Origin of the sequence: Bacillus sp. BP-3 (assembly GCF_028401955.1) — a bacterium.
Taxonomy (GTDB): Bacteria; Bacillota; Bacilli; order Bacillales; family Bacillaceae_G; genus Bacillus_A.
Window position 1 is genome coordinate 42,529 of the sequence record NZ_JAQOTJ010000020.1, and the last position, 14,586, is coordinate 57,114.

General features: G+C 36.5%; 12 protein-coding genes and 2 pseudogenes. 4 read left to right on the forward strand and 10 right to left on the reverse strand.

From position 1 onward, the window contains the following. The first annotated feature begins 192 nt into the window (after positions 1 to 192). A complete protein-coding gene (locus tag PLX19_RS22325) occupies positions 193 to 750 on the forward strand; it encodes an RNA polymerase sigma factor (RefSeq protein ID WP_272191046.1) in 558 nt (185 codons plus the stop codon). Continuing rightward, on the forward strand, positions 716 to 2,158 hold the full coding sequence (locus PLX19_RS22330) for a DUF4367 domain-containing protein (RefSeq protein WP_272191047.1): 1,443 nt from the start codon (positions 716 to 718) through the stop codon (positions 2,156 to 2,158). The genes PLX19_RS22325 and PLX19_RS22330 overlap by 35 nt, the downstream gene beginning before the upstream one ends. A 460-nt stretch (positions 2,159 to 2,618) precedes the next feature. Here PLX19_RS22330 and PLX19_RS22335 read toward each other — a convergent pair. The 6 genes and pseudogenes from PLX19_RS22335 to PLX19_RS22360 form a co-directional block, all read right to left on the reverse strand. Then, a pseudogene (locus tag PLX19_RS22335) lies at positions 2,619 to 3,131 on the reverse strand (cysteine hydrolase family protein). Positions 3,132 to 3,335: 204 nt separating this feature from the next. Continuing rightward, the gene (locus tag PLX19_RS22340; RefSeq protein ID WP_272191048.1) at positions 3,336 to 3,464 is read right to left on the reverse strand and encodes a hypothetical protein; all 129 of its coding nucleotides are present in this window, start codon (positions 3,462 to 3,464) and stop codon (positions 3,336 to 3,338) included. A gap of 143 nt (positions 3,465 to 3,607) precedes the next feature. Continuing rightward, on the reverse strand, positions 3,608 to 3,967 hold the full coding sequence (locus tag PLX19_RS22345; RefSeq protein ID WP_272191049.1) for a DUF3870 domain-containing protein: 360 nt from the start codon (positions 3,965 to 3,967) through the stop codon (positions 3,608 to 3,610). Between the two features lie 26 nt (positions 3,968 to 3,993). Further along, a pseudogene (locus PLX19_RS22350) lies at positions 3,994 to 5,436 on the reverse strand (aldehyde dehydrogenase family protein). A 22-nt stretch (positions 5,437 to 5,458) separates the two neighbouring features. Further along, entirely contained in the window at positions 5,459 to 6,781 is a 1,323-nt protein-coding gene (gene gabT, locus PLX19_RS22355) for a 4-aminobutyrate--2-oxoglutarate transaminase (RefSeq protein ID WP_272191050.1), read from the reverse strand. A 28-nt stretch (positions 6,782 to 6,809) separates the two neighbouring features. Next, positions 6,810 to 8,228 carry an amino acid permease gene (locus PLX19_RS22360; protein WP_442869084.1) on the reverse strand — a complete coding sequence of 473 codons (1,419 nt, stop codon included), beginning with the start codon at positions 8,226 to 8,228 and terminating at the stop codon, positions 6,810 to 6,812. Between the two features lie 347 nt (positions 8,229 to 8,575). Between PLX19_RS22360 and PLX19_RS22365 the strand changes: the two genes are divergently transcribed. Beyond that, the gene (locus tag PLX19_RS22365; protein WP_272191051.1) at positions 8,576 to 8,728 is read left to right on the forward strand and encodes a hypothetical protein; all 153 of its coding nucleotides are present in this window, start codon (positions 8,576 to 8,578) and stop codon (positions 8,726 to 8,728) included. 437 nt (positions 8,729 to 9,165) lie between these two features. Here PLX19_RS22365 and PLX19_RS22370 read toward each other — a convergent pair whose 3' ends face one another. Then, entirely contained in the window at positions 9,166 to 10,557 is a 1,392-nt protein-coding gene (locus PLX19_RS22370) for a M60 family metallopeptidase (RefSeq protein WP_272191052.1), read from the reverse strand. Between the two features lie 648 nt (positions 10,558 to 11,205). Between PLX19_RS22370 and PLX19_RS22375 the strand changes: the two genes are divergently transcribed. Next, positions 11,206 to 11,490, forward strand: a complete 285-nt coding sequence (locus tag PLX19_RS22375) for a hypothetical protein (RefSeq protein WP_272191054.1) — start codon at positions 11,206 to 11,208, stop codon at positions 11,488 to 11,490. A 268-nt stretch (positions 11,491 to 11,758) separates the two neighbouring features. Here PLX19_RS22375 and PLX19_RS22380 read toward each other — a convergent pair whose 3' ends face one another. The 3 genes from PLX19_RS22380 to PLX19_RS22390 all read right to left on the reverse strand — a co-directional run bounded on the left by PLX19_RS22380 (position 11,759) and on the right by PLX19_RS22390 (position 14,435). Next, the gene (locus tag PLX19_RS22380) at positions 11,759 to 12,136 is read right to left on the reverse strand and encodes an immunity 22 family protein (protein ID WP_272191055.1); all 378 of its coding nucleotides are present in this window, start codon (positions 12,134 to 12,136) and stop codon (positions 11,759 to 11,761) included. A 238-nt stretch (positions 12,137 to 12,374) separates the two neighbouring features. Further along, positions 12,375 to 12,779: an immunity 22 family protein gene (locus PLX19_RS22385; RefSeq protein ID WP_272191056.1), complete on the reverse strand. Its 405-nt coding sequence runs from the start codon at positions 12,777 to 12,779 to the stop codon at positions 12,375 to 12,377. A 186-nt stretch (positions 12,780 to 12,965) separates the two neighbouring features. Further along, entirely contained in the window at positions 12,966 to 14,435 is a 1,470-nt protein-coding gene (locus PLX19_RS22390) for a TROVE domain-containing protein (RefSeq protein WP_272191057.1), read from the reverse strand. Between the last annotated feature and the right edge of the window lie 151 nt (positions 14,436 to 14,586).

A 14,586-nucleotide genomic window follows, 5' to 3' on the forward strand; every position in this document is an offset into this window, starting at 1 on the left:
AAAATTTTCTGAATGTCAATGCGTTTCATTATTTATTTTCCTTATTTTTATTGCGACTACATGCTTTCCACATAATAGAAATTTGTAATAATGATATTTTTATTACTTATGTAGGATAGCTTTCGAATACCTGAAGAAAGTGTCACAAAGTATAGCGCCCCATTCGTTATATAGAATCAGAGGAGGGATTACATGAAAGTTACAAACAAGGATTATGAAAAGATGGAAGAGCTATACGAGTTGTATGAACAAAAAATTTATTATGTAGCCTATTCTATCTTAAATAATATTCAGCAGGCTGAAGATACAGTTCAAGAGACGTTTATTACTCTTTATCAGAATCTAGAAAAGCTCCACAGCTTGAACACGCAAGAGCTTAAACGCTACATTTTGAGAATTGCGAAAAACAAAGCGATTGATAGCTACCGGAAAAATAAACGACAGGAAATGTTCTTAGAAGAATATCAAAGAGAATCGTCAGAAGTAGCAGATGAAAATATTGAAGAGTGGGAACAGCGTTTCATGTCTGAGGCTCAAATTGATACATTGCTAAAAGCGTTAAATGAGTCTAACAGACAGGTTTTTAAGTACAAAGTCTTCTATAACTTAACTTATCAGGAAATTTCAAATCTAATGGGGATAACTGAGGTCAATGTCCGCAAGCAATTTGAACGCGCTCGAAAGCGAGTACAAAATATGATAGGAGGTATACAAAATGGCGAATTCCAAGAACTCCAAAGAAATGTATGACCTTGCTGAAAAAATCGCTTTAGACGATTTTGATAACCTAGATGAACAACATGAATTTTCAGATACATACACGCACAAAAAGAAATTGTTTATGGAGGAAATTAAGATGAAAAGTGGACAACCACAGGCCAAGCGTAAAAAGAATCGTCTTTTAATCGCTGCTGCCTGCTTATTGATCGGCATGCCGACAACCGTTTTTGGCGCAGTAAAAATCCATGATATGATTGTCAAAAAACAAAATTATGAAGTAAAGGTTTCAGTAACAAATAAAGCCTCAAAAAAGAGTGAAAGTTGGTATAAGTTGAAAGTCGGCAAATTACCAGAAAATATGGAAGCAGACAAGCACGATGCTATGAAATATTCATTTAAAGATAACTACGCAAAGGGTGGGTTTTCATTCAGTCTTTGCAGATTAGGAAAAAATTCAGATTTTCAAACGCTGTACGCAAACAACTACGAAGAAAAAGAGATAAATGGTAGAAAAGCAGTGATTGTCAATAAAGACACTGGAAACAAACATTTAATGTTTAACAGACAGGTCTTTCTTCTTTTTGAGGAGGAGGGGATTATGTTAGATAGTTATATTGGAGCCGATGTAAGTGAAGAACAAATGATGGATGTCTTAGCGAACATTTCACTTGAGCCCACATCAAAGGAACAGGCATCATTTATATCAGATTATGATAAAGATCATGTTAGCAAAGCGAAAGAACCAACAAAACCTAACGTTATTCCTTTGAAAAAAGACAGCAAACAACTATTTAGCGTAGGTCAAATGGTTCCAGTAACCATACATAACATCACAGGTAACAGCACAGATGACAGCAAACTTGAATATGTTATAGAAAAAGTTGAAGTCTTTGATTCAATCAAAGATTTTAAACAAGAGAACTTTTATGAATTTGGACTAGAAGTTCTAAGCGATAATAAGGCTTTAGATCAGACGAATAAATTGATACCGTACAAACGGGATGTATATAAAGTTGGAAATGGTAAAGATTCAATTGACAAATTAGTAGAGTCGAAATTAGTTACTCCTAAATTTGTCTACCTGACAACAACAGTGAAAAATATTAGTAAACAGGCGACACAAGAAATCTATATGCATCCATCCATACAAGTGCTTAAACCTGAAAATAATGCATGGAACTATGCTAAAGAAGATGGAATTGACGAAAAAAGTATTATGACGAGCGAAGTTGGTTATCTAGAACCTCACGGAGACGGAAAAAGCTTTTACAATATTGGCAGTATCCCACCAGGACAAACGGTGAAGGTTAACTTAGGTTATTTTGTAGATGAGGATAAACTGAATTCAATCTTCCTTGATGCTTTCCATTACAGTGGGTTTAGCGGCACTGAAAATATGAATGTGGAAGATCGTTGGTGGATTGATATTCGTCAATAGTAAAAACGATAGGAACAAATGATTAGTTGAACCAATCGGGCTTTTACGGGCAGTTGTCCCCACCTTCATCTTTGCTTTTCTCTAAATCTTGAGGTGGGGGTCCTACTGCCCGCGAATAGCGAGATAAACTAAAAAGCCAGTTATACACATCCACAATGTGTCCATTGTCGAAACGTACAACTGGCTTCAAATTACGAGTGTTCTTTAATCTCTTAAAGTACAATCATATTAGACAGTTTTTTATTCAACTATGTGCAAATCAGAAAGTGAAAATCAGATGTAGAGAAGGCTTATTACTCGTAGAAATAAAATAACCATCTATTTGTTATGCTGATAGATGGTTACTAAATATGCTTAAAAAGTGAATTTTTCTTTCATTCTATAATTTTTTAGGAATAATAAAGTTGTTTAATTTTCACTGATGAATCCTCGTTTTAGGATTTTTATATAATCGTTCATTCTAAGATTCATCTCCGATCAATTTTAAAAATCTATGGTTCCATATATTTTCATAAAAATCAATAGTCTCTTTTGCAGACATAAATAGATTATTCAAAGTAGAGGTTGCTTTCTGTACCATGAAGTTTTCGTATCCCAATCCATGAGCAAATTTAATTGTAGCATCCATACAGTATTCTGTTTAGGCACCACAAAATTCAATACGCTGTACAGTTAATTGGTCTAAAAGATTTTTTAAGTTCGTTTTGTAAAAAGAATTTGCATGTATTTTTCTTACAAAAAAATCTTGCTCTTGAACATCTAGATTGGCATGAATAGCCCATGGTTCTTCTTCAGGTACTAAGTCTTCATCACAATGTTGAACAAAAATGATTGGTTTATGTAATTCTCTATATAAAGCAATTCTATTATTTACTTTAGTAAGTAAATTTTGCAAATCAAATAAATGATCTCCACTGTAACATACGCCATTTTGTAAATCGATAACGATTAAAACATCTGCACAAGTCTCCATGATTTTTACCTCTTTCATTTTGCAATATGTTAATAATTCTATCATTTGAGGATGTATTATACACTCTTATTTTGCAATAAATTACAAAATAATACAAAAACAAAAAAGTTACATTCAGTATACTAGACAACATAAAAAGATGATATGAATACCTAATTTCATATCATCTTTTTAAATAACTATTTTATTTGTTAAAGGACTTTATTATTTGTACACAGATTTATTTCTCTTAATTTTATTACGACTACACGCTTTATACATTTTACATAATTTCGTAGTTTGTACACATTTCCCTTTTTCCTCTACACGCTTTTCTTCACTTGATTTTGACATGTTTCTGCCCCCTTATTTTATGAAAATAAAAGAGCCAGTTATATTCCGCCTAGCAAATAAGCTGGAATACAACTGGCTCTCGTTTACGAACGCTCTTCTGAAATCGAAGTGCAATAAACTCGACAGTTTCATATATTTAAAGACTATTTTAACGGAGCTATTTCCTCATACTCCTCCGGCGGTTTTTCGCCGTTTACATAACTTGTATATTGGCGGTACAAATCTTTTAAAGCGCTAATAATCGCATTTTGCGCTTTCCCTTGATAATGATAGGATATTTCTTCGATGATGTCTTCGATACCATCTTGTAAACTATATCCTCTTAAAATTTGCGAGATAAAGTCCCGCCCGTGTCCTGTCGCAAGGGTACATGACGATTCGATAATTACATGATATTTGTGATCTGCCTCTATTGTAATTGTTAGTGTTTCATAGACACTGCGCACAGCCATCCCTTTCGGAAGTCTCGCGTGTCCTGCCATGAAAAAAGTTCCTTTACGCATGTTCATCCTCCATTATTATGTTGTCATCATACTTGGTCTACATATACTGTCTTGATTCTTGTATAAAATTCTGCAGCTGCTTTTCCTTGTTCGCGCGGTCCAGCACTGGAGTGTTTCATTCCGCCAAATGGAACTTGCGGTTCTGCTCCTGCTGTTTCTGAGTTTACATGAACCATTCCGACTTCCATATCATCGATAAATTGCTGGGCAAGGCTTAAGTTATTTGTACAGATCGATGCGCTTAGCCCATATTCTGTATCGTTCGCTAGGTGAATCGCTTCCTTATAATTATTCACTTTAAATAAACAAATAACAGGACCGAAAATTTCTTTTTTCGCAATGCGTGCATCGTGAGGTACATCTTCAAAAATAGTCGGTAGCACATAACATCCTTGTTGTAACTCATCTTCTGTTGGTACGTTGCCTCCGCAAAGCAGTGAAGCCTCGTTCTTACCTGCTTCAATCATTGATAAAACAGATTGCTGCTGGTTTTCAGATGCACATGGGCCCATAAATATATCCTGTTCTAACGGATTACCAACTGTAAGAGATTTTGTACGCTGCACAAGTTGATTGCGAAATTCCTCATAGATTTCCGCTTCCACGATAATTCTACTTGTTGCGGTACATTTTTGTCCTGTTGACATAAATGCACCTTTGATCGCAATCTCTACTGCCTTATGAATATCAGCATCTTTTAAGACAACGAGTGGATTTTTTCCGCCCATTTCTAATTGCACCTTTTTACCACTTTCAGTAGCTGTTTGTTGAATGGTTTTTCCAACACTATTTTAACCAGTAAAAGAAATTGCTTTTATATCCGGGTTTTCCGTTAATTCCGTTCCGACTACGGAACCTTTTCCAAAGACGCAATTGATAACGCCGGCGGGAATCCCCGCTTCGTGAAAAGCATTTACGAGGTGGTATACAGACTTCGGTGTAACTTCAGCCGGTTTGATGACAACGGTATTTCCGTAAATGAGTGCCGGCGCCATTTTCCATGCTGGAATGGCAATTGGGAAATTCCACGGCGTAATCAATCCTACTGGCCCAACCGCTACCCGCTTACTGTAGAGCATCGTTTTCGGATTGGCCGAGGGGATGATTTCTCCCATCGGCTGATTTGCTTCTCCTGCATAGTATTCGAGAATGCTAATTGCTCGCTTCGTCTCTCCGATTCCTTCAGCGAGTGTTTTTCCTTCTTCACTCGTCAAATCCTGACCGATTTCCGTCACTCGTTCTTTTAAAATTGCCGCTGCTTTCCATAAATAACTTGCCCGCTCTTGAAACGATAACCTTTGCCAATTGTGAAATGCTTCTTTCGCAGAGGCAATGGCTGCTTGTGTATCTTCTTCTGAGCTTAATGGAAATTCTCCTAACACTTCTCCATTATGCGGATTATAGTTTTTTGAATATCGCTGAGTAGAGGGCTCTTTCCATTGCCCACTTATATAATTGAAAAACTTCATTCCCCTACCTCCAACTGGAATTTTATCTAGATACCCTAGCAATTGCCACTTCAAGAATAGCGAGTCCTTCTTCAAGCTGTTCATCTGTAATCACAAGCGGCGGTAAGAAACGAAGTACACTGCTGTAAATGCCTGCACTTATTGTAATTAAACCTTTATTGTGTGTTTCCTGCATAATTGCTTTCACTTCTTCTGTTGCCGGCTCTTTCGTATTTCGATCTTTGACAAGTTCCATAGCCGTCATCGCCCCAAGACCTCTCACATCGCCAATTAATTCGTATTTATCCTTCCAGCTATTGAACACTTCCATCATACGGTCGCCGATTACACGGGCACGTTTCACTAAGTTTTCTTCTTCAATAACATCTAGAACAGCTAGAGCTGCCGCGCAAGCAACCGGGCTCCCTGAAAACGTGCCGCCAAGTTGTCCTGGGCCAGGCGCATCCATAAGTTCCGCTTTTCCTGTCACTGCGCTAAGCGGCATACCGGCAGCAATTGATTTTGAAAATGTCATTAAATCAGGAACTACCCCAAAATGATCCATTGCGAACAAGTTTCCTGTACGCGCAAAGCCTGTTTGAATTTCATCTGCAATCATGACAATGCCATATTTATCACAAAGATCTCTTACTCCTTGTATAAACGCAGCACTTGGGACAATAAATCCGCCTTCCCCTTGAAGCGGTTCCAAAATAATCGCCGCAATGTCATCACTTGCCACTTCTTCTAACATAAAACGTTCGAAATACGCTAAAATTTGCCCATCCACTTCCTCTGTCGTTATTCCATCTTCCGCGCGGTAATAATATGGATAAGGTAGCTTGTATACATCTGGCGCAAACGGACCAAATCCATGTTTATACGGTTTTACTTTACTTGTAAGAGACATTGTCATCAGTGTGCGTCCGTGATAAGCACGTTCAAACGAAACGATGGCGCTGCGCCCCGTAGCTTTTCGCGCGATTTTCACCGCATTTTCAACCGCTTCCGCTCCGCTATTGGCAAACATCGTTTTTTTCTTAAAATCGCCTGGCGTTAATTCATTCAATCTTTCAGCTAGCGCAACGTAACTTTCATACGGCGCTACATGAAAACAAGTATGAATGGAAGATTCCACTTGCTCTTGAATTGCTTTTACTACCTTTGGGTGGCAATGCCCAACATTTTGCATCCCAATCCCGCCTGCAAAATCGATTAATTCATTACCATCTATATCCGTAATCATGGCTCCTTTTGCTGATTGAACATATAAATTCGTAATATTATACGGACCTGCAGGCACCGCATTTTTTCTTCTCTCGTGTAAAATTGCAGATTTTGTAGTTACAATATTGTCTTTTAACATTCGAACATACCCCTTTTTTATTTTTGATTTAATCCTTCTCTAAACCAATCTCCGAACCTTTTAAAATTGGAAATCCTGCCTCCTTGACGGCTACTGGTCTTTTTCTAACTCTTAGAAAATAGGATACGATTACCACAGCAGTAGCTAAAATCGTCAAATAAAATTGCATGCGCATATCCGCGATAAAGGCTTGCGAAACGAATATCGTAACAATCATGAGAAGCGTTGCGTATGTGAGGTAAGGGAATAACCACATTTTCACTTTTAATTTCCCTGAATTTTCTCTTTCCGCATCTCTTCTTAAACGAATATGAGATACCGCAACAAACATATACATCAGCATCGTAACGCCGCCGGAGCTGTTTGCTAGAAAGGCAAATAATTTATCAGGAGATATAACCTTCAGCATCGCGCAAATGAATGCAAATATGACACTTGCCACGATTGCCCAAATCGGTGCACCCCTGCTGTTTAACTTTGAAAACATAAAAGGTGCATCTCCCTTTTTCGAAAGCGAAAATAACATGCGAGAACTTGTGTATAATCCTGAATTTAAAACCGACAGCAACGACAGGAACACAACACCGTTCATAATTTCTGCAGCAGCAGGAACTCCCGCCATCCGGAATAAACTTGCATAAGGAAGCTTCAATAATTCCGCATTATTCCACGGCATAAAAATGACCAAAATTGTTACAGAGCCTACAAAGAACAACATAAGGCGCCAAACAACACTATTAATGGCTTTAATGACATTCTTCTCTGGATTTTCAGATTCTCCCGCCGCAATAGCCGCTACTTCACTCCCTGATAAAGAAAAGGAAATAAATACAACACTCAGCAATACAGGAACAATCCCTTTCGGAAAAAAGCCACCGTTTTCAGCGATTGTCGAAAAGCTAGGCCTGTCCACGCCAGAGACAAGTCCAAAAATCATCGCAATTCCTAACCCTAAAAAGATAAGAATCGCCGCAACTTTAATAAACGCTAACCAATACTCAAACTCTCCGTACAGCTTTACAGAATAAATATTCGTAATCGTCATCAAAATAATCATAAAAAGACTAGCGATCCACGCTGGTATAGAAGGGAACCAATTATTGAGCATCGCCCCTAACAATACCGCTTCAATTGCGATAATAATGACCCAGTTAAACCAATATAACCAACCGATTGTATACCCCGCCCACGGCCCAATCGCCTTATGAGCATACGTTGCAAACGAACCGCTATCTGGATTAACCGCAGCCATCTCCCCTAACATCCGCATCACAAGTACAACCATTAAAGCCCCAATAATATAGGACAAAATCGCTGCTGGTCCCGTTGATTGAATAATCGTTCCGCTCCCTACAAATAATCCAGCTCCGATAACCCCGCCAATTGAAATCATTGTTATATGCCTGGTTTTCAAGTCTTTTTGCAATTCATTTTTTTCTTTAGCCAAAAAGATCACCAACCTATACGTATTGATAACGCTTTCCAAAAAACCATTTATAGAAAAATAAAAAGAGCCAGAAAAACAATGTAAAGAATTACACTGAATTTTACTGTCTCTATCCCGATGGCTCGTCTTCCTGCTAAGGAAGTTCAAGTGGAAAGAAGCCAATTATTCACTATGAAATTTAACAGAGCAATATTCGGGCTTGCAGGGAGGCTAATCACTGTCATCCGATAATAAACTAATAATAATACAAATAAACTGAATATTCAACATTTATTTTAAATTCAGTTAAATTAGCATAAACCGCCTTGTTTGAATATATTATCGTACAATCATAAAGGTGGGATAATATGGAGCGAGAACAGTATCGTCAAACGGATGAAAAAGACTTGCCGCTTGTAGAACCGAAGGCGTATGAAAATGTAAAGCAAATTGTTATTGTCGGTATTCCAACTTTCATTGGATTATCAATTTATGGCATAGTAGTGACTCTTTTACGATGAAAACCACCAATACGCTTTAGGTAGGGGCTTACTGCCCCAAAATAGCGGGATTAACTATGGAATGATATACGACCGAGAGTTTGCTTAAACAAGAATGGGCAAAAATATAAGCAAAAAAAGTCCCATTTCATATAGTTGTAATATGTTTCATAAGAAAGGAGTTTTATTCTTCTTGTCATACAACAATCAAAAACACTTCGTCCCTTGCGCATTTCCTGTTCCTATTGCAGAACCTCCTAGGTCGGAAAATATCTGTTTTCAAAATCTCCGTACTAAACTGTTACATTGTACAGTGCGATGTAGATTAAGCCGATGAACCTTCTCATACTATAAGACGATGTCAGCGCTTCGACACGAAATAAAGACCTTCCAACAAATCCTGACACAAAAAAAGAGGCTATCTATAAAAGATAGTCTCCTTCTAATGCTGCCAACTACTATTTTCTCGGACCATACGCAGCCGTTGGTTTAACAGGCTTTGCATCCGTCGCTTCCCATATAGGGGCAGTTAATGTTGGATAGTTCAAAGCCTCTATTTTTTTTCTTGTTTCTTGTGATGCTTTTAGTCCCCATTGATCAAAGAATGGAAGTACATTTTGTCTCGCTACTTTCGATGTATTGTAAATAAAGGCTTGTATTTTATCTTCATTCGTTGCTGGAAGTTTGTCTTTTGGTAACTCTCGATATAGTTTATGAAGATTTGGATAAAAATCTTCCCCATATGCTAAATGAAGTTGCCAAAACATAACAACTTTCACAAACGGGTCATTAATATTTTCATATTCTTTATTTGTTTGTTTTAAGTATTGAAAGGCTCTGTCATAATCCCCTTCTTTTTCTAAACGTGTTGGTTGACCTGGGAATAATTGTTTTTGTGCAGCTAAAGAGTATATATTAACATTGACTTCAACTACTCCATCCCACGTCCAAGGGTATTGTTGTCTTGTATGCCCTGCTTCATGCATTTGTCCCCATCCAAATTCATTTACATTTAAAGCACTGTTAATTGCGTCATAAGCAGTAGTAAATACGACCCCATCCTGACCTGCATACATGTACATGCCCGGTGGGTTGTTAGGATTTTCTACAAAAGCCCAAAGGCGGCGAGTCGAACGATGTAACGGATTCGAACTTGTTTCAGATAGCCCTGAGAATCTATCTTGTACTAGAATCATGTCATCATATTTTTTTAATAGAGGAACAGGATCTTGATCCACAATATATTTCTTCGCACTATCACGAGTAACAGTAAGTACTGCTTTCTTTGACTTTAATTGAACGGCATGCGCATCTGGATACTTGTCCATCATCGCAATCCAGTCTGCTTTCGTATGCTTCCCTAATTCAAAGAATGGAACAGGGCTCCCGCCTTGTGTTACTTTCGCCTTAACTGTTCCTTTCTCTGCCGAGTTATCAAACCCTAATAAACCACCGTTTGGAGAGGAGATGGTATTAGAACCCGGAGAAAGACGAAATGATTTTCCCCCTTCTTTATCATATTCATTTGTCCCAATAGTTGCGTTAAGCATGTCTAATCCTGATAGTCCCGATACTTCAATTGTGACTTGTTCATTCGGTTTTACATAAATTCCTGTTGGCACATAGTTTCGTTGCTCACTTCTTCTTTCTCTTTTTGCTTCACCTATATAATGTCCTGTACTTGGAAGTTCAAACGTCCTCACTTCATATTGCGTCTGGGTTTGCGCTGTTTCAGCATGAACATTCAAACTATTTACATTGATAGATGTAAATAATGTCGTTGTCAAAACAGCAGATGTCATCAATACTTTCATTGGTTTTTGTAACCCACGATTCTTTCTTCTACTCATATCAATCAGTCCTTTCATTTCAATCCATTTTGATGGTCATACAAACCACCAATTGCGCCCTTATATCGCTTCATAAAATTAATACAATATAAATTCCTATTAGCTTCTAAAATTTACTTATTCCTATCCGTAAAAGTTATACCGAGAGAGCATCTGGTATCTCATCCTGCCACAGAAGGAGAAAGCGGGGCATGTCATGTTGTATTCTGCATAGTAGGTATGCCAAAACCCCAAATGGATATATATGATTGCCATTTCCATTAAAACATTTATGTATTTTGAGTGTAAACATCTAATCTAGCATAGGGATACTAAGCTAAACATAGTTTATACATTATTAAATCTGAAAAATCAGAGGTGAAAGTATTTTAATATAGTTTTTATCAAATAAACTTTATTAAATTTCTTTCGAATGATCAATTTAAAAATGTTTGTAAAATAATGAAGTAATAGTATGTAAAATATGATTCACTATACAAATATGCAAAATTACATATTTGTATAGTTGTATAGTGAATCATAAACACAGGGGATTCATCATACGCTGGGCATCATTATTATTTTTTCACAAGAAAATTATCTGATGGATGAACTTTGTCTAACTATGGAACACTATACACACCACATAAAAAAGGAGCTGATTCCTTCTTGTATACATACATCTTATACGATGCAAAAGATTCGTTTGGCATCAACAAATCGTATCACATTAAATGCGAGGTTCCACCCCACCGATTTAGAGCGATTATGATGGAATTTCGACGTAATCAAGAAAGAGGAGAAAACATGGGGGAATTTGTCAACTTCATGGAACGAGAATTTGGTGAAGACTTCGAACTGTTTGAGTATGACGACATTGTGCAGTACGATGCCGATCAAGAGAATAGCACGATATTGGCGAATTTGCTGGATCAAGCTGATGAACATGTTTAAAAGGAAAAACTCCAACTTTCTTTTAGCAAGTTGGAGTTTTTCGTATTCAGCTATTCTCATGTTAATACAAACATCATAAGTAGATACTTCCAACAGCCTATTATTTTTCTGTCTTTTATTTAGCTAAACCGGAATCATTTCGTTAACTGTTTCGGCTATCTCTCTATATAACCTATCCATTTCTTTTTCCATACTCAATTCAATCAACTCCCTAGTTTATACTTTCTTCTCTTTTCAGCGGTTTATTCTAATTTTAATCTAGAGATTACTACTGTAGATAACTAGTAGAAGTAATATAATCAAAATCCTTAGAAGAATTAACTAGATTTGAGTACTCGAAATTATAAATTAAAATAATAGCATTATATGATTTGTTTAAGTTAACATATTCTCTAATTTTAGGTAGTATAATTTCATCATATGAACACCCCTCTAGCAAAACAGAGATATTATCACTCTCTTCTTCTAATACTTCTTTTTCAATAAAATCTTCATCTATTTCATTCCTATCAATATTGAAATCCACAAAAAATTTAGAAGGTATAGACTCTCCATCTTCATCGTATGTTAAATCGACGTATTTCTCTAACTGGTTTTGTGTTTTAATATTCCCTAACCATATTGAAACCGTTCCTTGCTTTTCCATAAATGACACACTCCTACTGTAATCTTAGCCCTTCTGACAATGATGAAATACCGCCCTCTAATCTACTCTTCTAATACATGTGTTATAGTCTATTTGATATATCAATAATGCATTATGTGCTTTTAGAATCTACACATTTAACATCAAATATTGCCTTTCTTAAATCTTTCATTTTTTAAATTTGAGCTGCAATTCATTACTAGAAAAAGAGCCACGTTATAGTGAACGTATAACATCTTTATTCATTCCATTCCTCGTATACAACTGATCCCATATAAATTAAATTTCCACTTTCGAAATTAGCTTCATCTATCTCTTCATCATACTCAAAATCATACAATCTGATAGCAGAATTATAGCCTTCTGGTAATTCCTCTCCGAAATGTTCAACAAATTGTGGTAAAATGTCCACTTCGTAAGAGGAACCACTTAAAAGCAAGGCCAAAAATGTAGTGGAGTCCTCTATAAAGGTGCTTTCTAATAAATCTTGATTATACTCAATAAAATCAAGGTGAAAATCTCTCATAAACTGAGATGGGATTCTATCTCCAACTTCATCAAACTTTATTTCAACATATTCTTTTAAATTTTGTTTCGTTCTAAAATTTCCTATCCATAAAGACATTACACCTGGGTTTTCCATAATGACTCCCCTCTATACAAATTATAGTAACATCCACTTTTCCCCCATAATTTTAAAATAGGGCTCAGGATACTAAAATGCCATTTATGTAGCCCTCTCGGATAACAGATTCTACTTTTAAAACTCAAATAAAAAAACTTTGAAAAGCTCGGAGCCAATCAAAGTTTTGAAGATACTGTACATTACTTATTGATAATTTTCAATAGCTGAGATAAGAGAACCTGTTCCTTCTTCGGCATAACGGATGAAGTCCAAGCATTTTTCACTCCAACCACCAATTAAATTTGTTTTCTCTCCTACAAATTGTTGATTACCGTAACTATTTAAATTGAAAGAGTGAACCCAAACATCAGGATTGATTTCACGACGATATGTTTCAAGAAGAATTTGTGAAGAATTTTCTTCACATTCATCTCCGTACACTTGCTCATCAGAGAAGACAAGGATGCGGTCAACTTTGATTTTGTTATCTAATAAATATTGGATAGAAAGATATAAGTTTGTTCCATATCCGTGTTCATTAACTTCTGATAAAAATGTGTTCATGTTCTCTAAAATGCCAGAGCGAGTAGAAACATTTATCACTTTGAAATCAGTTGCGAATACAGATGTAATCGAATTATCACAGAAGGAGTGTGCCATTGCCATCATAAGTGTAGCAATATCTGCACATTTAACGGTCCCATCTTTCGAAACAGGATAACATGTCATAGAGCCTGAGATATCTGCTGTCATAAATGTTTTACCTGATAGTCTTGGCATGTTTCTAACAGATGCTTCAATTGCGTCATTCAATACATCTAATAATTTGCTTCCTGCTTGTGGTAATTTTTCCTGCACGACGCGATAGGCTGAGAAAAAGCGAAATGGTAATTGTTTTGATTTTTTTACTCTCTCAGGATCGCGAAGAATGTTATACACTGTATCAACATTTTCTGCACCTGAATTTACGATATTGCGAAGATTACGAAGTAAGGCCATATAACCGACTTTACCGCTATCGATTAATTCTTCCCATACTTCTTTTTTGTTTCCTTTTTGAGAAAGTTCTGTTTCCCATGTATATGGTACTTGTAGTGTATTTTCTAATAAACGTTTATAAAGTGTATAACGTTCTGTTCCTTCTTTTGCAGATGGACTGACTAAACGGAATACATCTTTCAATGTAACGTCTTTTCCTGTCCGATTGTATTTTGCTAATTGATATTCATCAAATGCAGCAAAAGCATCTGCGAGCCCTTTTTTCAAAGAGTTTGGAATTGGATTTTTCCGACCATATACACCTAATTGATATGCCATCATTTCTGTTACATCATCAGGTCGCTGTGCAATGCGAGAAATCGTTTGACGAGCATATTTCCGACCTTCAGGGTGATTTGCGAGTTCCACTGCTAATACATGTGTAACAGAACGCATGTAGAACACTTCACGTGCATACACTGCTAAACTTGCAACAAATTGAGGCTCTCTGCCCATGACTTGTTTTGCAGTAGTAACTAATTCTTCGCTGTTGTCACCATAAAATTTTGGCTCATTAAAGAAAGATGTTAATACCATCGTAACTAATTTATCTTTATCATACATTTTATAAGCGTTTCCGCCCTCTTTTGTATATGTTTGACGGCTTCCTTGAGAAGAATGATTAAACTTTGACATTATGATCTACCCCCAGAGATTTTTTGACACTACTGGTTGAAATACAAATAAAAAAGGCAACGTATATACGTTGCTCAGGCTGTGGAGAAAGTATTCTCCGCAGCCTGTTTTTGTGTCTGAACCTCTTTTTATCTGTCAACACTGATAAAAA